Here is an 18,376-nt window from a genome sequence, read left to right on the forward strand (position 1 = left end):
TATCCGCCGCGCGCGCAGGAGACTTGAGAAGGGCTGTCCCTAGTACGAGAGGACCGGGACGGACGAACCTCTGGTGTGCCAGTTGTTCTGCCAAGGGCATGGCTGGTTGGCTACGTTCGGAAGGGATAACCGCTGAAAGCATCTAAGCGGGAAGCTCGCTTCAAGATGAGGTCTCCCACAGGGTAGCCTGGTAAGGCCCCCGACTAGATGATCGGGTTGATAGGCCGGAGGTGGAAGTGCGGTGACGCATGGAGCTGACCGGTACTAATAGGCCGAGGGCTTGACTACTTGTAAGATTCTGCTGTTTTGCGTCCACTGTGCGGTTCTCGGGCTGCGACCGGATGGGTCGGGTCTGATAGTGTTTCGGTGGCTTTGGCGAAGGGGAAACGCCCGGTTCCATTCCGAACCCGGTAGCTAAGCCCTTCAGCGCCGATGGTACTGCGCGGGGGACCGCGTGGGAGAGTAGGACGCCGCCGGACTTCTTTAGGTAGGGGCTGTTTCTGGCTGGTGCCGGAGGCAGCCCCTACCTGTATTTGTAGTGCCTTTTCGGATGGGTCCGGAGGCTCTCGTGGCTGCCCGGTCGCGGGCCGCTGGCCGTGCCAGGGGTACTGGTTCGCTGGGCGTATCACCATTGGCCAGGTGCTGTCGAGGCTCCGAGCGTGTCCCGCAGGTTCGTCGGCGTCGCCGGCCCGGGGCCGGCCTGGAGGGCGCGGCGGACCGGGGCCGGTGAGACGTCCGGTATCAGTGGGCTCTCGGCCGGCCCGGCGGGTGCCTGCCCGGCCGGCCGCAGAGAATGAGATGTACCTGGGGAAGGCCGCGTTCCGGCACCCCGGAACGAAGGGAATGCTTTCCGTTATGCCGAACGACGAGTCGTCGAGGTCCCAGCCGTCCGGGTCTGGAGGGCCTCCGCGGGAGCGGCGCGCCGGCCAGCAGGGGCGGCCGGCGCGACCAGCGAGAAGCGGTGGGGACCGACGCGACGGTCAGGGACCGCGCCGCGCCTCGTCGGAGGGCGGCCGTGGAGGCGGCGGCGAGGTCAGGCGATCCGGGCGAGTGATGAAGGGCGACGGCGGGTGGTCCCAGGACCGGCCCGGTCGCCGCACCGAGGGCGGCCGCGGCCCGGCGGGTTCGGCTGCCCCCCGCGGCCATGGCGGTTCGAGTGGTTCGACGACCGGCGGTGCCGCGGGCGGCGGCTCGCGTGGCGCTGGTCCGGCGCGGGGAGCGGGCGCCGGGCGTGGCTCCGCCTCCTCCGGATGGACGCCTTCGTCCGGGCGGGCGTCGTCCGGGCGTGGTGGCCCTGCACCGCGGGCCGGTGGAGGCCGTTGGCGCGACAACCAGACCGGCGGATCGGGTGGTGGTTCGGGCTCGGGGCCGCGTCCACAGTGGCAGCGTGCTGGGAGAGGCGACAGCCCGGGCGCGGGCGCGGGCCCGGGTCGCGCTGAGGGTGCAGGCCGCGCCGAGAGCTCCGGCTGGCAGGAGAGGTCTGGCCGGCCGGAGAGCTCCGGCCGGCGCGAGAGTTACGGCAGGCCCCCTGGCGCGGGTCGACCTGATGGCGGTCCGTCCGGCGGCGGACGCTGGTCCCGTCCGAGCGACGGCGGAGAAGGCGACAGCTCCGGATATGGTGCGCGTTCCGGTCGCTATGTCGGTGACCGGGCGGCACGGCGGCCTGGTGGCGGGACCGGTAAGCCGTCCGCCGGCGCGCCGGTGAACCGTGCGCGTTCCGACGGTCCTGCGCGTGTCTCCACGAACCGGCCCTGGTCCACTGGCCGTGATGGTGCTCCTCGCGATGACGCAGCTCGGCGCGGCAGTGCTCCGGGTACTGATGGCTGGCGGGGCGGACCTGCACGCGGTGGTGCCACCCGCGAGGGGTACCGCCGAGAGGACAGCCGCGGAGACGGCGACCGCCGTGACAGCGATCGCCGTGATCGCGACGAGGCCCGCCGGGACGATGCACGTCGCGACGGGGGCCGTGGACGTGCCCCCGAGCGGTTCGCCGCCGGCGACCGGCGTTCTGGTGACGGCGGTGGCGCCGGTAGGGGCTTCTCCCGCGGGGACGCCCGCCACGGCGGTTCCCGTGAGCAGCGCCCCGACCGCTCTTCCACGCCCAGCGGTGACCGCTGGCCCCGGGCTGAGCGTGGCACCGACCAGCGGCGTTTCGCAGGCGCGGATCGTGGGCCCGAGCGCCGTACTGACCAAAGACGCTTCGACAGCACCGAGCACCGGCCGGCGCGACCGCACGGTGAGGACAACACCCCACGTGGCGAGTCCGGGCCGTCATCTGCGGGCTACCGCGGACGTCCAACCGGTGCCGGCGGTCGCGACGGCGGTCGCGACGGCCGCCGGGATTTCCGCCGCGACGGCGGGGACCGGCCCGGACGCTGGAGCGGGTCTGGACCTCGGCCCGACGGGTCTCGGTCCGACGGCGCCGACCGGCCGCGACGCTTCGGGTCCGGCACGCGCCCGGAGCCGGGCACAAGGTCGGAACCAGGCACGAGGCCGGAACCAGGCACGAGGCCGGAACCAGGCACGAGGCCGGAACCAGGCACGAGGCCGGACCGCGAGCCGGTGGCCCGTGGCGGCGCGGCCGACGGCGGCGCCGCGAACGCGGGCCCGCAGGTCGGCAGGGGCGACGCCCACCGTGGTGGCGACGCCCACCGTCGTGGCGACGCCTACCGTGGTGGCGATGCGAAGCCACGGTGGGAGCGTCCGAGCGGTTCGCGCCCGGACGCGAACCGCTCGGGCCCGCGCCGTTCGGATGGTGGTCGGCCTGCGTCCCGTGGCGGCTCCTCGGTCGGGAGGCCCGCACGCCGTCCCACCGACAGCCCCAGCCGGTCGGGTGGGCCGGGGGACGGCACCGTCCCGCGTCGTCGTCCGGCCGCGCCCGCGCTGCCGGACGAGGCGCGGGCCGAGCTGCTCGACCGGGACGTCCGGCGGGACCTGCGCAGTGTGCCGGCGCCGTTGGCGGAGACGATCGCCCGGCATCTCGTCGCGGCGGCGATGCTCGTCGACACCGATCCCGCGCTGGCGTTGGAGCACGCCCGAGCGGCGGCGGCGCGGCTGCCCCGCATGGCAGCTGTGCGTGAGGCAGTCGGCGTAGCCGCCTACCACGCCGGTGAGTACGCGGCCGCGCTGCTGGAGCTGCGTGCGGCAAGGCGCATCGACGGGTCGCCGCACAACCTGCCACTGATGGCCGACGCGGAGCGCGGTCTCGGCCGACCCGAGCGTGCTGTCGACTGCCTGTCCGATCCCGGTGTCGCCGAGCTGGACGAGGCGGCGCGGGTGGAGCTGCTGATCGTGGTGTCCGGTGCCCGGCGCGATATGGGCCAGCCCGAGGCCGCGGTGGTGCTGCTGCGCGACGCGGCGATGGCCAGGAGCGAACCGCGTCCGTGGACGCCCCGGCTCTGGTACGCCTACGCGGAGGCGCTGCTCGCCGCGGATCGTCCGGTGGAGGCCCTGCGTTGGTTCACGGCAACCGCGGCGATCGACGAGGACGAGACCGACGCGGCCGAGCGGATCTACGAGCTGACGGTCATCGACGACGAGGCCGACGAGGCCGACGACGACGTCGACGACCTCGATGTGGTCGATCAGGAGGACCAGGTCGATCAGGAGGACCAGGTCGATCAGGAGGACCAGGACGACCAGGAGGACCAGGACGACCAGGACGACCAGGTGAGGTCGGCCGAGTCTGACGACATCCCGATCGTCACGGATCTGAACCACGACGCAGGCCCTGAGTCCGGGCCGGACGGCGTCACCGCGCCGATCGGTGCGGAGCCACTCGCCCAGGCGGCGCTCGCGCAGCAGCCGCTCTCTGAGGACGGAGGCGAGGGGGCCCTTCCCGAGGTATCGGGTGAGGAGTCCCGCGCCGAGGGAAACGCGGCGAACGCCGAGGATCTCGCGGAGGACGAGCCGGCCAAGGAGACGAGCGAGGAGACGAGCGAGGTGGATGCGGCCGAGCTGGTCGACGCCGCCTCGACCTCGACCTCGGCAGTCACAGGCACCGGCGAGCCGGCGCCTGTGGCGGAGCCTGCCGTCGACTTCTCGGCGGCCCCGGAGAGCACGGCGTCGGCAGTCGCCGCGGACAGCGCAGCCCCGATCCCGGAGATCGTCTTCTCGGACGCTCCGGGCGGTGTGAAGCCGGCCGAGGCGGGAAGCCGGGACGAGGACCAGCCGGCCGGTTGACGGTGCGCCGTCCGGCGCGCCCAGGAGCGCCGGACGGCCGGCCCGCGGCAAGGTACGGACTGGCGCCGATCAAGATCGCTGGCCGGTGGGTGGGGAGGTTCGCACTCCACGAACGCGGCCGGACCTCCGAGCGCCCGGTAGCCCGGTAACCCGGGTTGACGAGTCGCAAGAGCGAACGATTTGGGTCGTTCCGACGACCCAAATCGTTCTTTCTTGCGGGTCGCCAGGCGACTCCCCGCCCCTTTTGCCCCTCTTCAGGTGAACTGCTGGTGCTGTGCGGCGGTGCGGGATCCGCGATGGGTGGCGGTGCGGGTCGAGCCGGCTCTGGAACGACCAAAGGCCAGCCTCAGTCCAGCGGACGCATCAGCAGCCCGGTGCGGGGCTTGGGCGTGAAAAGGGTGGACTTGCGGGGCATCCGCTCAGCAGCGCCGGCGACGGCGATCACATCCGTGACCGGAGTCGGGTTCAGCAGGAGTGCAACCCCGCCGGAGGCGCGTGCGGCAGCCAGCGCGGCCGGCGCGTCGTGGTAGTAGTCAACGACCCCGACGGCGTCCTCCAGCTTCCACACCTGCGAGATCAGCGCGAGGTGCGCCACGGTGACGTCGAGGCGCCGAAACGCCTCCGACCGCTCGGCCGGCAGCGCCTGTCGCAGCAGGTCGGCCGAGGGCTGGGTGAGCAGGTAGGCCGCCGACCCATCGGTGATCACGAAGGCGTGGCCGGCCCGTCCGGCCGTGGCGAGCTCGTCGAGCAGCGTCGCGGGGTCGACGGGGACGGGCACCGGTGCGGTCGCCGTGCCTGCGGCAGCGGCGGTCGCGCCGGTCGCGATGGCGTCGGTCCCGGCAGCGGTGGCGGCTGTGCCGTCGGCATTCGTGGTGGTGAGCTGGCGGACGGTGAAGGACTCCCGGGCCCGGCTTACCGCGTCGGCGAGGGTGAGGCCCCGCACGGCGCGGTGGATGGCGTGTACCTGCGGCCCGCTGGCGGTGGCGTCGACCAGGAAGGTGAGCCCGAAGTCCCACGGGCCGTCGCCGGCGCCGGCGGCGTGTCGCTCCGCCTGGTACTGGCGATAGGTCGCATACCGGTGGTGGCCGTCCGCGATCACCGCGCGGCGGGGGAGCAGGTCCGCCGCGATGACTTCCAGGGTGGCCGGGTCGTCGATCGCCCAGAGCCGGTGTGTCACGCGGTCCGCCGTGTTGACGTCGGTGTCGACGTCGATGATCGGAGGGCTGGCAACGGCTTCGGCCACGGCTGCGCTGGCCGGGCCGCCGCCGTCGTAGAGCAGGAAGATCGGTTCCAGGTTGGCCGCGGTGGCGCGGGTCAGGGAGAGCCGGTCGGAGACCGGGCCGGCCATGGTGTTCTCGTGCGGCAGGACGATCTGAGCGTCGGGGTCCGCGAGTGCCAGCACTCCGACGAGGCCGCGCTGGACGTGATCTCCCTGTCGCTGTTCGTACACGTAGAGCGTGGGGACGTCGTCGCGGACCAGCACGCCGCTGTCCACCCACGCGCGCAGGGTTCGCGCCGCCTGCTCATAACGGTTGCCGACCTCGTCCGCCCCGCCCGTTGCGACGTGCTCGGGAAGGGCGCCGGGAACATCGCCGGGAACGTCACGCGGCAGGATCAGCCGGACGACGTTGTGCGCGGCGGAGGCCTCCAGCGCCGTGCGCTCGTCCTCGTCGATGACGTCGTAGGGCGGCGACGTGAGCGCGGCGAGATCCGCGCCGGTGGCCGCGAAACGGGCCGCGCGGAAGGGCGCCAGCACGAGTCCGGCGGGGACTGGCACCGGGACGGACACCGGGGGAACTGGCGCGGCGGCATCAGGGGCAACCATGAGGCGCATCGTAGGTGCTCCGACCCCGCGCCCTCATCCGCCGCGAGGTCCAGGTCCCGCTGGCTGCCCCACCCTGGCGACGCCGCGGTCCCGGCGCGGCGGTCCCGGCGGGACGGATCCGGGTGGCGTGGAAGACAGGCCGTTATTCCGATGTTGGGGCATGTGAGTGCCGCTTACGGTGAAACTGGTTGGGAGGGTGGGACACCTCCCTCCCATCTGTGTCGCCGAGGGCGTCGGCCGGGCGGTGCTGTTCCCGCTGCCGTGGTTGCCGCGACCGCGGTGGTCCGGACGACGTGGAGGTGCCATGACGGAGGAGTTCGGCACGGGGGGCGGAGGCGGTCGGCGGGGGCCGGAGCCGGCGCGCTCGCCTGCCGGTGAGGTCTACGACTGGTACACACGTGGGATGGCCCTGCTGGGGCACGGCGACGCGAACGCCGCCGTGCAGCTTCTCGCGCACGCCGTGGCGGCGGAGCCGGCGTCGCCGAGCGTGCGGGAGGCACTGGCCCGGGCCCAGTTCGAGGCCGGCCAGTTCGACGACGCCGCGCGCACCTTCGCCTGGATCGTCGACAGGCATCCCACGGACGACTACGCCCAGTTCGGGTTGGGAATGGCGGCCCGTCGGGCGGGAGACCTGCGGGTCGCCATCGAGCACCTGGCGCTCGCCGTCGCGATGCGGCCGGACCTGGCCCACTACGGTGTCGCGTTGCGCGGCGCGCGCGCGGCGCTGAACCGCGCATGAGGCCCTCGACCGCGCCAGTAACGGCTGCGCCAGCCGCGACGGCCGCGCCAGCCGCGCCAGCCGCGGCGGCTGCATCGGCCGCGACGGCGGTGGCGACGTGGGCGCCGCTTTCCGGTTCGTCGCGGACACCCGCGTCGATGTTCGACGTCGCCCTGATGGATCTCGACGGTGTCGTGAACCGGGGTGAGCGGGCCGTGCCACATGCCGCGGCCGTGATCGAGGCCGCGGCGGTCGACGGAATGCGCACGGTCTACGTGACGAACAACGCGCTGCGGACCCCGGAGACAGTCGCCGCTCGGCTGACCGGCTTCGGGGTTCCGGCCGGGCCCACCGATGTGGTGACGTCGGCGCAGGCCGCCGCGCACGTGCTGGCCGAGCGTCTCCCTGCGGGGGCGAAGGTGCTGGTGGCCGGCGGGGCGGGGCTGTGGGAGGCGGTGCGGGCCGAGGGGCTGTCGCCGACGTCGTCGGCTGCCGACGAGCCGGCCGCCGTCGTCCAGGGTTTCGACCCGGAGATGACGTACGCCCGGCTGGTCGAGGCCGTGCTGGCCGTCCGGGCGGGTGCCTGGTGGGTCGCGAGCAACACGGATCTGACGGTGCCGACGGAGCGTGGGCTGGCGCCCGGTAACGGGGCGCTGGTGGCCTTCGTCCGGGCCGCGACGGAGGCCGAGCCCGTCGTGACCGGGAAGCCGGAGCTGGCGATGCACGCCGAATCGGTGCGGCGCAGCGGTGCACGCAACCCGATCATCGTCGGCGACCGGCTGGACACCGACATCGAGGCGGGCACTCGGTCGGCGACACCGACGTTGCTGGTGTTCACCGGTGTCACCGGGCCCGCCGAGCTGTTCGCGGCGCCGCCGTGGCACCGGCCCACCTTCGTCGCGGCCGACCTGCGCGGGCTGCGCCGTACCCAGCCGGCGGTCCAGGTACGGGACGATTCGTCCCGGTGCGGCGCCTGGGCCTGCGTTCTGGACGGAACCACCCTGCGCTGGCACTCGGCGGCGGACGACGGGGCACCTGGTCGCAACGCCGACGTCGACGTCGACGTCGACGCCGACGCCGGCGTCGACGCCGGAGATGACGGCCTCGACGCGCTTCGCGCCGCCTGCGCCCTGGCCTGGGCGGCTGCCGACGCGGGACGCACGCTGACCACGCTCGCCGACGAGCGGCCGCCCGGCTGCGAGGACCTGCGTGTACCCCGCTGATGCCGGCTCCGGCCGGCGCAGCGCAGGTCAGCGCGAGTAACGCGGGTCGGTCAGGCAGCGCAGGTCACAGCAGCGCGCGTACCCGGAGCAGGTCGCGGACGCTCGCGTCCACCTTGAGGCGGCCACTGGCCCAGGCCGAGGTGACCGAAAGTGTCCCGCTGGTCACGGCGAGGAGGTCGTCGCTGCTGAGGGTGAGGGTGATCTGCGCCCCGGGCCGCTCGCCCTCCCCGATGTCATGCAGGCAGCCACCGCGCAGATGACCGGAGAAGGTGGTCTCCAGATCCGGGATGCGGCAGACGATGACACGATCGGGGGTGCGGGCCGCACGGTTGCTCCGGGCGAGCTCGTCCAGGCGGGAGGCGAGGTCACGCAGTGCGGCCTCACACTGCAAACGGTCCGCCATTCCGGACGTCCACCTCCTTCCCCCACCGCCGTCAGACACTAACGCGAGAGCGCTGCCGACGGCCGGAGCGGGACTGGCCCGGTGTGAGTGCGACCACGTGTGGGATGGCGATGCCCAGGCCGGGCATCGGCACCATCCGGAATGCGAGAGGCTTGTCCGGTGAACACCGACGAACTGTCCGCCGAGCTGACGGCGGCACTCGCGCGGCTCGCGATGCTCCCCGGCCGGCCGGCGGTCGAGCATCTGAAGGCGTTCGAGGAGGTGCACGGCCTTCTGGAGGACGCCTTGCGGGATCTGGCCGGCACATCCGGTCCGGACGGCGCCCGGGCGCCTCGGTGAGTCGGTCGGGTCGGGCGGGGTCGTCGGTGGCTCGCCGTGCGCGGCTGGACGTCGAACTCGTCCGCCGCAAGCTGGTGACGTCGCGGGAGCGCGCGGCCGAGGCGATCAGCGCCGGCCGGGTCCGGGTCGGCGGGGTCACGGCGACGAAGCCGGCGACGATGGTCGACGCGTCGGCGTCGATCGTCCTGGCGGTGGGCGACGATCCGGGCTATGCCTCCCGAGGCGCGCACAAGCTGGTCGGCGCCTTCGAAGCGTTCGGTGTTCCCGCGCCGGAGGTCCCTGAGCCGGGGATTCCTGGTTCGGCGGGGATTCCTGGTTCGGGAGGTGCAGCCCCGGAGTCCGGCGGTTCCGCGGAACCGCTTCCGGCGTCCGGCGGTTCCGCGGAACCGCTTCCGGTGCGCGCCGGTTCCGCGGAACCGCTTGTCGAGCCGCCGCAGCCGCCGCAGCCGCAGCCGCAGCCGCAGCCCCAGCAGCCGCAGCCGCAGCATGAGCCGCGGGACCTGCCAGCGCATCCTGCGCACCCGGCGCTCGTCGTGGCCGGGCGGCGCTGCCTCGACGTCGGTGCCTCCACCGGGGGGTTCACCGACGTGCTCCTGCGTTACGGCGCCCGGGAGGTGGTGGCGGTCGACGTCGGCTACGGGCAGCTGGTGTGGCGGTTGCGCGCGGATCCACGGGTGCGGGTGCTGGACCGGACGAACGCGCGGCACCTGGCGCCCGATCAGGTCGGGGAGCCGGTGGATCTGGTCGTCGGTGACCTTTCGTTCATCTCGCTGGTTCTCGTGCTGCCGGCGCTGAGGGCCTGCGCGGGGCCCGACGCGGATTTCGTCCTGTTGGTCAAGCCGCAGTTCGAGGTGGGCCGGGAGTTCCTCGGCGCGGGCGGTGTGGTCCGTGATGTGGCCTTGCATGCTGGTGCGGTGCGATCCGTCGCCGCGGCCGCCGCGGAGCTCGGGCTCGGCGTGTGCGGCGTGACGGCCAGCCCGTTGCCGGGCCCGGCGGGCAACGTCGAGTACCTGCTCTGGCTGCGTGCCGACGTGGTCCGTGGCGCCGGGGAGATCGAGGCGATGACGGCCGCGGCGATCGCCGCCGGACCGGCCGGGCCTGCGCCGGCCACTCCGCCGGTCGCGCACCCTTCGTCCCCCTACTCCCCAAGGACCGATCGATGACCCGCGAGGTGCTTGTCGTCACCCATCCGCGCCGTTCCGTGGTGCGGGAGAGCGCCCAGCAGGTGCTGGAGATGCTCGCGGCGGCCGGCGTCTCGCCGCGGGTGCTGCGGGACGAGGCGGAGCTGCTGGACCTCTCGGCGCCGAACGTCGTGCCGGCGGACATCGACGCCGCCGTCGGAACGGAGCTGGTGCTCGTCCTCGGTGGCGACGGCAGCCTGCTGCGGGGCGCCGAGTTCGCCCGCTCGGCCGACATCCCGCTGCTCGGCGTCAACCTCGGCCATGTCGGCTTCCTGGCCGAGGCGGAGCCGGACGCACTGCGCGCCACCGTCGAACACGTGGTCCGCAAGGAGTACACGGTCGAGGAACGGATGACCGTCGAGGTGACGGTCCGTCACCAGGGTGAGGTTCTCTACACCGGCTGGGCGCTCAACGAGATGTCGTTGGAGAAGGCCGAGCGGGCCCGGATGCTCGAATGCGTCGTGGAGATCGACGGCCGGCCGCTGTCGCGGTGGGGGTGCGACGGTGTGATCTGCTCGACGCCGACCGGCTCGACCGCGTACGCGTTCTCCGCGGGTGGTCCGGTGCTGTGGCCGGGCGTCGAGGCGCTGCTGGTGGTGCCGATCAGCGCGCACGCGCTGTTCGCGCGGCCGCTGGTGCTCGCACCGGGCGCGGTGGTGGCCATCGAGGTGCTGCCGGACGTCCCGGCCGTGCTCTACTGCGACGGGCGCCGGATGTTCGATCTGCCGCGGCTGTCGCGGGTCGAGGTGGTGCGTGGGCGGCGGCCGGTGCGTCTCGCGGTGATCAGACCACAGCCGTTCACCGATCGCCTGGTGGCGAAGTTCGACCTTCCCGTCGCCGGCTGGCGGGGGCGATCGGAGCGCTGACCAGCGCGCCGACCAGTACGCGCGTCGGCATCACCCCGCGCCGGGACGTGCCGGGAATCGGCGGCACGCCGCCCTTTCCACGATTTCCGGGTGCCGGCCGGGGCGGATGTGACGCTAGAGTTCGGGGCGTGCTCGAGGAGATTCGCATTCGCGGCCTCGGTGTCATTGATGACGCTGTCCTCGACCTGGCGCCGGGGCTGACGGTGGTCACCGGTGAGACCGGCGCCGGCAAGACCATGATCGTCCAGGGTCTGGGCCTGCTGACCGGAGGCCGGGCCGACTACGCCCTCGTCTCCGCGGCGGCCGGCCGGGCGTCCGTGGAGGCCCGGCTCGTCGTGGCCGCCGACTCCCCGCTGGTCAAGCGGGTGCACGAGCTCGACGGCGAGCTCGACGACGACGTGATCCTGATGGGGCGCACGCTTACCGCCGAGAGCCGGTCGCGGGCCCAGCTGGCCGGTCGCTCGGTGCCCGCCAGTGTCCTCGCCGAGATCACCGAGAACGTCATCGCGGTGCACGGCCAGTCCGAGGCACAGCGCCTGCGGCGCCCCGCGATGCAGCGCGACGCGCTTGATCGTTTCGCCGGGTCCGCGGTCGCCGAGCCGCTGGCGCACTACGCCCGGGTCTACGCCCGGCTGGCGAAGGCCCGGGCGCGGCTCGCCGAGATCACCGGGCGGGCCCGGGAGCGGGCGCAGGAGGCGGAGCTGCTGCGGCTCGGCCTCGCCGAGGTCGAACGGGTCGCCCCGCTGTCCGGGGAGGACGTCGCGCTGACCGCGGAGCTGAGCCGGCTGGAGCACGCCGAGACCCTGTCCCAGGTGGCGCGGTCGGCGCACGGGGCGCTCGTCAGCGATCCGGAGTCCGGCGACGACACCCCGGGCGCGGTCGACCTGGCCGGCGCCGCCCGCCGGATCGTCGCGGGTGACGCGTCGCTCGACCCGGAGCTCGCCGAGCTCGCGAACCGGCTGGCCGAGGTGGTGGCCCTGCTCGCCGACGTCGCCGCCGACCTGGCCTCCTACGGGGCCGGGGTGGAGTCCGATCCGGCGCGGCTCGCGTCCGCCCAGGCCCGCCGGGCCGAACTCACGACCCTGGCCCGCGCGCACGGGACGGACGTCGACGGCGTGCTCGCCTGGGCCGAGACGGCGGGGCGCCGGCTGCTGGAGCTCGACGCCGACGGCGACCAGTCCGGCGCGCTCACCGCCGAGTGCGCGGAGCTCACCGCGGAGCTCGCCGGGCTCGCCGAGCGGATCAGCGCCGCGCGCAGCGCCGCCGCGGAGCGCTTCGGCGCGGCGGTGGCGGCGGAGCTGGCGGGCCTGGCGATGCCCAGGGCGAAGGTGCTGGCGGTGGTCGGCCAGCGGGACGACCCGGCCGGGCTGTCGGTGGGGGGCCGTACGGTCGCCTACGGGCCGAGCGGGGTCGACGATGTGGAGCTGCGGCTGGTGCCGCACCCGGGCGCGCCCGCCCGCCCGGTGGAGAAGGGCGCGTCGGGCGGTGAGCTGTCCCGGGTGATGCTGGCGATCGAGGTGGTCCTCGCCGCGGCCGACGCCGGCGCGACGATGGTCTTCGACGAGGTCGACGCCGGTGTGGGTGGCCGCGCCGCGGTCGAGATCGGCCGCCGCCTCGCCCGGCTCGCGCGCACGCACCAGGTCATCTGCATCACCCATCTGCCGCAGGTGGCGGCCTTCGCCGACCAGCACCTGGTCGTGCACAAGGCCAGCGACGGCTCGGTGACCCGCAGCGGCGTGGTGGCGCTGGACGGCCCGGCGCGGGTCCGGGAGCTGTCCCGGATGCTGGCCGGCCAGGAGGAGAGCACGCTGGCCCGTGGGCACGCCGAGGAGCTCCTCGCCGCCGCCGCCGCGGACAAGGCCGAGCTGGCCCGTTCCTGAGCCCGGCCGAACTGGCCCGTTCCTGAGCGCGCACGCTCCGCCGCACATCCCCGCTCAGCGGCCGTTCCCGGCGGGGCGGCCTGCGGCCCTGCTCAGGGCGGTGTTACCGTGAAGACCCGTGGAGGCGCCGGGGCCGGTACCGGCGGCGTGACCACGGGAGTTCCGCGTGGCGCAGGCGCATATGACCAAGCATGTGTTCGTAACTGGAGGCGTGGCCTCCAGTCTGGGTAAGGGCCTGACGGCGTCCAGCCTCGGCCGTCTGCTGAAGGCCCGCGGGTTGCGGGTCACGATGCAGAAGCTCGACCCATATCTCAACGTCGATCCGGGCACGATGGATCCGTTCCAGCACGGCGAGGTGTTCGTCACCGACGACGGTGCCGAGACCGACCTGGACATCGGCCACTACGAGCGGTTTCTCGACGTCGATCTGGACGGCAGTGCCAACGTGACCACCGGCCAGGTGTACTCGGCGGTGATCGCGCGGGAGCGGCGCGGTGCCTACCTGGGGCAGACGGTGCAGGTCGTCCCGCACATCACCGACGAGATCAAGGACCGCATCCGCCGGCTGGCGACCGACGCGGTCGACGTGGTGATCACCGAGGTGGGCGGCACGGTCGGCGACATCGAGTCGCTGCCCTACCTGGAGGCGATCCGCCAGGTCCGGCACGAGGTCGGGCGGGACAACGCCTTCACCGTGCACGTCAGCCTCGTCCCGTACCTCGCCCCGTCGGGTGAGCTGAAGACGAAGCCGACCCAGCATTCGGTGGCGGCGCTGCGCAGCATCGGCCTGCAGCCGGACGCGGTCGTGTGCCGCTCGGACCGGCCGCTGCCCGACGCGCTCAAGCGCAAGATCGCGCTGATGTGCGACGTCGACGACGAGGCCGTAGTCGGGGCCCCGGACGCCGACTCCATCTACGACATCCCGAAGGTGCTGCACCGTGAAGGCCTCGACGCCTACGTGGTGCGCCGCCTCGGCCTCAGCTTCCGGGACGTCGACTGGACCGAGTGGGACACCCTGCTGCGGCGGGTCCACCATCCCGCGAACTCGGCGACGGTGGCGATCGTCGGCAAGTACATCGACCTGCCCGACGCCTACCTGTCGGTGAGCGAGGCCCTGCGGGCCGGCGCGTTCGCCGCCGACGCCCGCCCGGACATCCGCTGGATCGCATCCGACGAGTTCACCTCCCCGGAGGCCGCCGCGCACCTGCTCGACGGCGTCGACGGGATCATCGTGCCGGGCGGGTTCGGCGTCCGGGGCATCGAAGGCAAGATCACCGCGCTGCGGCACGCCCGCACCCACGGCATCCCCACCCTGGGCATCTGCCTGGGCCTGCAGTGCATGGTGATCGAGGCGGCGCGCTCGCTGGCCGGGCTGGCCGAGGCCAACTCGACCGAGTTCGACCCGCAGACCGAGCACCCGGTGATCTCCACCATGGCCGACCAGCTCGACGTCGTCGAAGGCCGCCGCGACATGGGCGGCACGATGCGCCTGGGCCTGTACCCGTGCGCGCTCGGCCCCGACACCGTCGCCCGCCGCGAGTACGGCGAACCCGAGGTGATGGAGCGCCACCGCCACCGTTACGAGGTGAACAACACCTACCGCGACCAGCTCGCCGCCGCCGGCCTGGTCTTCTCCGGGACGTCGCCGGACGGCCGCCTCGTCGAGGTCGTCGAGCTGCCCACCGACGTCCACCCGTTCTACGTGGGCGCGCAGGCGCACCCGGAGTTCCGCTCCCGGCCGACCCGCCCGCATCCGCTGTTCCGCGGGCTCGCCCGTGCGGCGGTCGTGCACGCGGACCGGCGCCGCGGCCTGCTTCCCGTCGACATGCCGGCCTCGGCCCTGGCCGGCGCGGCCGGTGTCGCCGACCCGGCCGGCGTGGCGCCTGACAGTGGCGGCCCTGCGGCCGGTGGCTCGAAGGCGGGCCGTTCGAAGGCGGCCGGCTCGAAGAACGGCAGCCGCGCGGCGGCGGGCTCCACCGCCACCGCGGACGTGACCGGTGTCGACGGGGAGCTGGTCTCCCCATGAGCGACACCGTGCACAGCAGCGACACCGTGCACCGCTACGAGGTGGCGGACAGCTCCGTCGTCTACCGCGGCCGGGTCATCTCCCTGCGCCGCGACATGGTGCGCATGCCCGACGGCGACACCTCGCAGCGCGACGTCGTCGTGCACCCCGGCGCGGTCGGCGTCGTCGCCCTCGACGAGCAGGAACGGGTCGTGATGGTGCGCCAGTACCGCCACCCGGTCGGCGGGCCGCTGTGGGAGCTGCCCGCCGGCATCCTGGACGTCCCCGGCGAGCCGGCGTCGGTCGCGGCCGCCCGGGAGCTCGCGGAGGAGGCCGGCCTGCGTGCCGGCCGCCTCGACCTGCTGATCGACGTCTACGCCTCACCCGGGATGACCGACGAGGCGTTCCGCGTGTTCCTGGCCCGCGACCTGACGGAGATCCCCGCCGCCGAGCGGCATGTCGGCGTCCACGAGGAGGCCGAGATGGGCATCACCCGCGTCGACCTGTCGGCGGCGGTGGACCAGGTGATGCGCGGCGAGATCACCAACGGCATGGCGGTGATGGGCCTGCTCGCCACCTACCGCGCCCGCGTCGACGGCTACCGCAACCTGCGCCCGCTAGACGCCCGCTGGGAGGCCAGGCCCGCGGCCAGCGGCTGACCCCCGCGTCGCTTCGACGAACTCCGCCGCCGTTAGCGACACCAGGAACGCCGGCCACCTCGACGAGCGGACCGCTACCGGATCCGGACAACTGAGGGCTATGGGCGGCGGGTCCAGGGGAGCAGACGGCGGTGAGAATGGTTCAGCGCCTGCGGGGCACTGCGCGGGGCGTGTTCCAGCCCAGGGATGGGATCACCCTGCCCGAGCCGTCGAATCGAAGCGACGCCGTCGAGATCGTCGATCTCGAAGCGGCGTAGCTTCACTGCCCACCACACCACGGAGCCGGTATCGACGGAGGTCTTATGCCCCCCGTCAGGAAGGACTGTCGCCCAACCGCTCCGCGTCGACACGAGAGTCGCCAGAAGTGCGCCTGTGGCGGGCGACCACAGCCGCACCGCGCTGCTGCCGCTGTCGCTGGTGGCGAGGATGCCTCGGCCAGGCTGAACAGGCGGATCCGGCGCCGCCGTGCCTGCCGGCGGGCTTCCTCCCCGACTGGCTCCCCGAGATGGACCAGCTCGGAACCGACCCACTCGTCAACCGGAACGTAGACCGGCTTCACCACCGCCTCGTAGAAGGCCTCGACCGCGGCCACGTCGGGGGAGTCGATGCTGGCCCCGACCGGCCATCGCTGCCTTTCGCCGTCGCGTTCCCCGGCCACGTCCAGATAACGGAACAATCCGCCCGGCCCGTCCCGGCGGATAGTCGCCTCGGGGTGGCGTTGCCGGCATGCATCCTCGGCCAGTCCCAGCAGCCGAGAGGTCAAGGCCAGCCGGTCCGGGCCCGGGAACGGCGGTACCTGCCGATCCCAGGCCTCGCCGTTGCACCCCGGAAAGGCCGGTGCGACCGTGGGAAGCATCGGCTCACCCCCGACAGCCGCATGCATCCCCTCGATCAGGACTCGGAGGGCGTCGGCCTCACCATGATCGACCAAGCTGATCCGGGCGATCTCACGTAGCAATGGCGGTGACTCACACGGCGCCACCCGTACGGGAACCAGTAGCCGGCGCCCGGAGACCGACGCTGCTAGCGCCGCGTTCAACTCCGCCCTGGGCCACTCGGAGCTCAGGTAGGCGGGGGAGAGGATCACCATTACGCACGGTGCCGTCGTCAGCTCCTGAACGGTCCATCCGACGAGGTTGCGCCCGGGGACTGCATGCCAGGCCTGCAGTCGGGGTCGGTATCCGGCCTGTCGCAGCTGCCAAGCGACCCAAACCGCCCATGGTTCGTCGGCCGCCGTATAGCTGATGAAGACCATGCGGTGATCCGCCTGCACGCCTGTAGCGCCGTTCTGGCCCGCCATGACCCCCGTCATAGGTGCCAAGCCTGCCACGTACCGTCACAGAGCGGACGGCCGCTCCGGTGATCCCGACATCCGTCGGGGGGTCGGTCAGTCGTTGCCGACGAGGACGCCGCCGGCTTCCTCGATCGTGATCGGGGTGGCGGCGGTGAGGGCGACGGCGTCGAGCGGGAAGGCCTGGGCGACGCCTGGGACGGTGAAATAGCCGTCCCAGGTCACGGTGAGGGTCACCTGGTACGTCCCGGGCCGGTGGTACTGGTGGGTGACGTAGGCGTCCGGGTGGTCGCGGGGGGAGATCGCCGGGTCGTAGGGGCGGCCCGGGGCGTCCGGGCCGGTCTCGCCGTCGCCGAACTGCCAGGAGTAGCGCGGGACCGCGCTGATCGTCGCCAGAACGGGTTGGGTGACGTCGAAGGTGAACGCGGCGGGCACGCCGGTGTACATGATCGTCGGCAGGTTCGCGAAGCTGTTCCCGATCGGCTGGACGACGACCTTCGGGGTGGGCAGCAGCTCCTCACGCAGGTAGTCGGCGAACTGGGCGGCGAGGTCGTTGACGGCGATGCCGTTGGGGTCGTAGAGGACCGGCCCGCAGTCGGCGACCAGGGCGTCGTACTCGGCCCGCTCCGCCGCGGTCATCTCCGGGGCCGCACCGACACCGGTCAGTGCCGCGCACACAGCGTCCGGGTCGGGTGGGCAGTCGTCGCCGCAGCCACCACCGGCGCCGGTGCCGTCGTCGAGCGGGACCTTGGTGAGGTAGCCGCCGCGGTAGTGGTACTGGAAGCCGTTGTCCGTGGCGCGGGTGTCGCAGCTGCCCCAGACGGCTCCCGTGCAGGCGGCCTGCGGGGGTGGTGCGGCGAGGGCCGGCCGGGTGGCGCCGGGCAGCGGCCCGCCGCCGGGCGCCAGTATCGCGGTGATGACCGCCACACCCACCAGCATGGTGCGGGTGGCCGCGCGGGCCGAAGCCGGCGGCCGGGCGCGGCTGTCGCTCATGACCGCTGCCCCGCCGCGTAGGTGATGTTCTGGATGCGCCAGCCCGGGCCGGTCAGGACGAGCTGTGCGACGGCGGAGCGGGTCGGAACCGCGGGCACCTGGCCGGCGTCGCGCCCGGCCGGGTCGAGGAGCCCGACCGCCCGGGTGGTCGCGGCGAACCGGACGTCGACGACGGTGCCGCGGCGTGCTCCCGCGGCCAGGCCGGTGATCTCGTAGGGTGCCTGGGCGGCCCGGGCGCCGGTCTGGTCGAGGTAGCGGGTCATGCCGACGTCGAGCGCGCAGGTCTGGCAGCCGGGCAGCGCGGTCGCGGAGATGTCGGCGACCCGGCCGGCCTGCGCGGCCGCGTTGATCTCGCCGTAGTAGGCGGAGACGATCCGGCCGGCGCCGGCGGGGGAGTCGTCCCTGGCCGCGGGCCCACCGGCGCTGGCTCCGCCCGTGCCGCCGGGGGTGGACTCTCCGGGGTCGGCCGCGCCCGTGGCGGCCGTGGCGTCGGGCCCGGCGGTGGTGGTGCTTGCCGGGGTCTCGGCTCCGGCGCCGGCCGCTGCCCCCGAGCTGGTGGCGGAGCCGGGGCGGGCCGGGGGCGGTGCGCCGGCCGACCGGCCCTGCGCGTCGCCGCACCCGGCGAGCGACACGCCCGCGCAGAGGGTGAGGACGACCGAGACAGCGGCGACCGGGACTGTGCCGGCCGAGACAGTGGCGATGACAAGCCTCCGACATGCAGCGAAACGTGACGATTCAGCGTCAGTCCGCACAGGGTGTCACGATAGACGTTCGGTGGCGCCGTCGGGAACGGGCATCAACGAACCGACGT

The 18,376-nt window shown here is 73.4% G+C and carries 15 protein-coding genes and 2 rRNA genes; 12 read left to right on the plus strand and 5 right to left on the minus strand.

Going from position 1 to position 18,376, the window contains the following annotated elements; translation table 11 throughout:
* From FREUN1FDRAFT_RS20960 to FREUN1FDRAFT_RS20970, 3 genes are all read left to right on the plus strand, one after another.
* Positions 1 to 288 (plus strand): 23S ribosomal RNA (locus FREUN1FDRAFT_RS20960); the annotation flags it as partial.
* Positions 289 to 362: 74 nt separating this feature from the next.
* Positions 363 to 479, plus strand: a 5S ribosomal RNA gene (gene rrf, locus FREUN1FDRAFT_RS20965).
* Positions 480 to 2,562: 2,083 nt separating this feature from the next.
* Complete coding sequence (locus FREUN1FDRAFT_RS20970; protein ID WP_006542176.1) at positions 2,563 to 4,182, plus strand: hypothetical protein; 1,620 nt, start codon at positions 2,563 to 2,565, stop codon at positions 4,180 to 4,182.
* 346 nt (positions 4,183 to 4,528) lie between these two features.
* On the opposite strand, the gene FREUN1FDRAFT_RS20975 is transcribed toward FREUN1FDRAFT_RS20970, so the two are convergent.
* Positions 4,529 to 6,016 (minus strand): DUF1015 family protein, encoded by a 1,488-nt coding sequence (locus FREUN1FDRAFT_RS20975; RefSeq protein ID WP_006542177.1) that lies wholly within the window; start codon positions 6,014 to 6,016, stop codon positions 4,529 to 4,531.
* 295 nt (positions 6,017 to 6,311) lie between these two features.
* Between FREUN1FDRAFT_RS20975 and FREUN1FDRAFT_RS20980 the strand changes: the two genes are divergently transcribed.
* Positions 6,312 to 6,746, plus strand: coding sequence for a M48 family metallopeptidase (locus FREUN1FDRAFT_RS20980; protein ID WP_006542178.1), 435 nt, complete (start codon positions 6,312 to 6,314; stop codon positions 6,744 to 6,746).
* A gap of 137 nt (positions 6,747 to 6,883) precedes the next feature.
* Positions 6,884 to 7,948, plus strand: a complete 1,065-nt coding sequence (locus FREUN1FDRAFT_RS20985; RefSeq protein ID WP_006542179.1) for an HAD hydrolase-like protein — start codon at positions 6,884 to 6,886, stop codon at positions 7,946 to 7,948.
* A 64-nt stretch (positions 7,949 to 8,012) separates the two neighbouring features.
* On the opposite strand, the gene FREUN1FDRAFT_RS20990 is transcribed toward FREUN1FDRAFT_RS20985, so the two are convergent.
* On the minus strand, positions 8,013 to 8,351 hold the full coding sequence (locus FREUN1FDRAFT_RS20990; protein WP_006542180.1) for an alkyl sulfatase C-terminal domain-containing protein: 339 nt from the start codon (positions 8,349 to 8,351) through the stop codon (positions 8,013 to 8,015).
* A 159-nt stretch (positions 8,352 to 8,510) separates the two neighbouring features.
* On the opposite strand from FREUN1FDRAFT_RS20990, the gene FREUN1FDRAFT_RS20995 reads away from it, so the two are divergent.
* The 7 genes from FREUN1FDRAFT_RS20995 to FREUN1FDRAFT_RS47455 all read left to right on the plus strand — a co-directional run bounded on the left by FREUN1FDRAFT_RS20995 (position 8,511) and on the right by FREUN1FDRAFT_RS47455 (position 15,538).
* Complete coding sequence (locus FREUN1FDRAFT_RS20995; protein ID WP_006542181.1) at positions 8,511 to 8,690, plus strand: hypothetical protein; 180 nt, start codon at positions 8,511 to 8,513, stop codon at positions 8,688 to 8,690.
* Between the two features lie 26 nt (positions 8,691 to 8,716).
* Positions 8,717 to 9,853, plus strand: coding sequence for a TlyA family RNA methyltransferase (locus FREUN1FDRAFT_RS21000; protein ID WP_006542182.1), 1,137 nt, complete (start codon positions 8,717 to 8,719; stop codon positions 9,851 to 9,853).
* Complete coding sequence (locus FREUN1FDRAFT_RS21005; RefSeq protein ID WP_006542183.1) at positions 9,850 to 10,737, plus strand: NAD kinase; 888 nt, start codon at positions 9,850 to 9,852, stop codon at positions 10,735 to 10,737. Before FREUN1FDRAFT_RS21000 ends, FREUN1FDRAFT_RS21005 begins: the two co-directional genes overlap by 4 nt.
* Positions 10,738 to 10,865: 128 nt before the next feature.
* Positions 10,866 to 12,617 (plus strand): DNA repair protein RecN, encoded by a 1,752-nt coding sequence (gene recN / locus FREUN1FDRAFT_RS21010; RefSeq protein ID WP_006542184.1) that lies wholly within the window; start codon positions 10,866 to 10,868, stop codon positions 12,615 to 12,617.
* Between the two features lie 166 nt (positions 12,618 to 12,783).
* Entirely contained in the window at positions 12,784 to 14,643 is a 1,860-nt protein-coding gene (locus FREUN1FDRAFT_RS21015) for a CTP synthase (RefSeq protein ID WP_006542185.1), read from the plus strand.
* Positions 14,640 to 15,281 carry an NUDIX domain-containing protein gene (locus tag FREUN1FDRAFT_RS21020; RefSeq protein WP_006542186.1) on the plus strand — a complete coding sequence of 214 codons (642 nt, stop codon included), beginning with the start codon at positions 14,640 to 14,642 and terminating at the stop codon, positions 15,279 to 15,281. The genes FREUN1FDRAFT_RS21015 and FREUN1FDRAFT_RS21020 overlap by 4 nt, the downstream gene beginning before the upstream one ends.
* A 131-nt stretch (positions 15,282 to 15,412) precedes the next feature.
* Positions 15,413 to 15,538 (plus strand): hypothetical protein, encoded by a 126-nt coding sequence (locus FREUN1FDRAFT_RS47455; protein WP_255348224.1) that lies wholly within the window; start codon positions 15,413 to 15,415, stop codon positions 15,536 to 15,538.
* 2 nt (positions 15,539 to 15,540) lie between these two features.
* Here the strand turns inward: FREUN1FDRAFT_RS47455 and FREUN1FDRAFT_RS48110 are convergent, their stop codons facing one another.
* The 3 genes from FREUN1FDRAFT_RS48110 to FREUN1FDRAFT_RS21035 all read right to left on the minus strand — a co-directional run bounded on the left by FREUN1FDRAFT_RS48110 (position 15,541) and on the right by FREUN1FDRAFT_RS21035 (position 18,317).
* A complete protein-coding gene (locus tag FREUN1FDRAFT_RS48110; RefSeq protein ID WP_083828763.1) occupies positions 15,541 to 16,593 on the minus strand; it encodes a toll/interleukin-1 receptor domain-containing protein in 1,053 nt (350 codons plus the stop codon).
* A gap of 75 nt (positions 16,594 to 16,668) precedes the next feature.
* A complete protein-coding gene (locus FREUN1FDRAFT_RS21030) occupies positions 16,669 to 17,565 on the minus strand; it encodes a PKD domain-containing protein (protein ID WP_006542189.1) in 897 nt (298 codons plus the stop codon).
* Complete coding sequence (locus FREUN1FDRAFT_RS21035; RefSeq protein WP_006542190.1) at positions 17,562 to 18,317, minus strand: hypothetical protein; 756 nt, start codon at positions 18,315 to 18,317, stop codon at positions 17,562 to 17,564. Before FREUN1FDRAFT_RS21035 ends, FREUN1FDRAFT_RS21030 begins: the two co-directional genes overlap by 4 nt.
* Between the last annotated feature and the right edge of the window lie 59 nt (positions 18,318 to 18,376).

The organism is Parafrankia sp. EUN1f (assembly GCF_000177675.1).
Classification (GTDB): domain Bacteria; phylum Actinomycetota; class Actinomycetes; order Frankiales; family Frankiaceae; genus Parafrankia.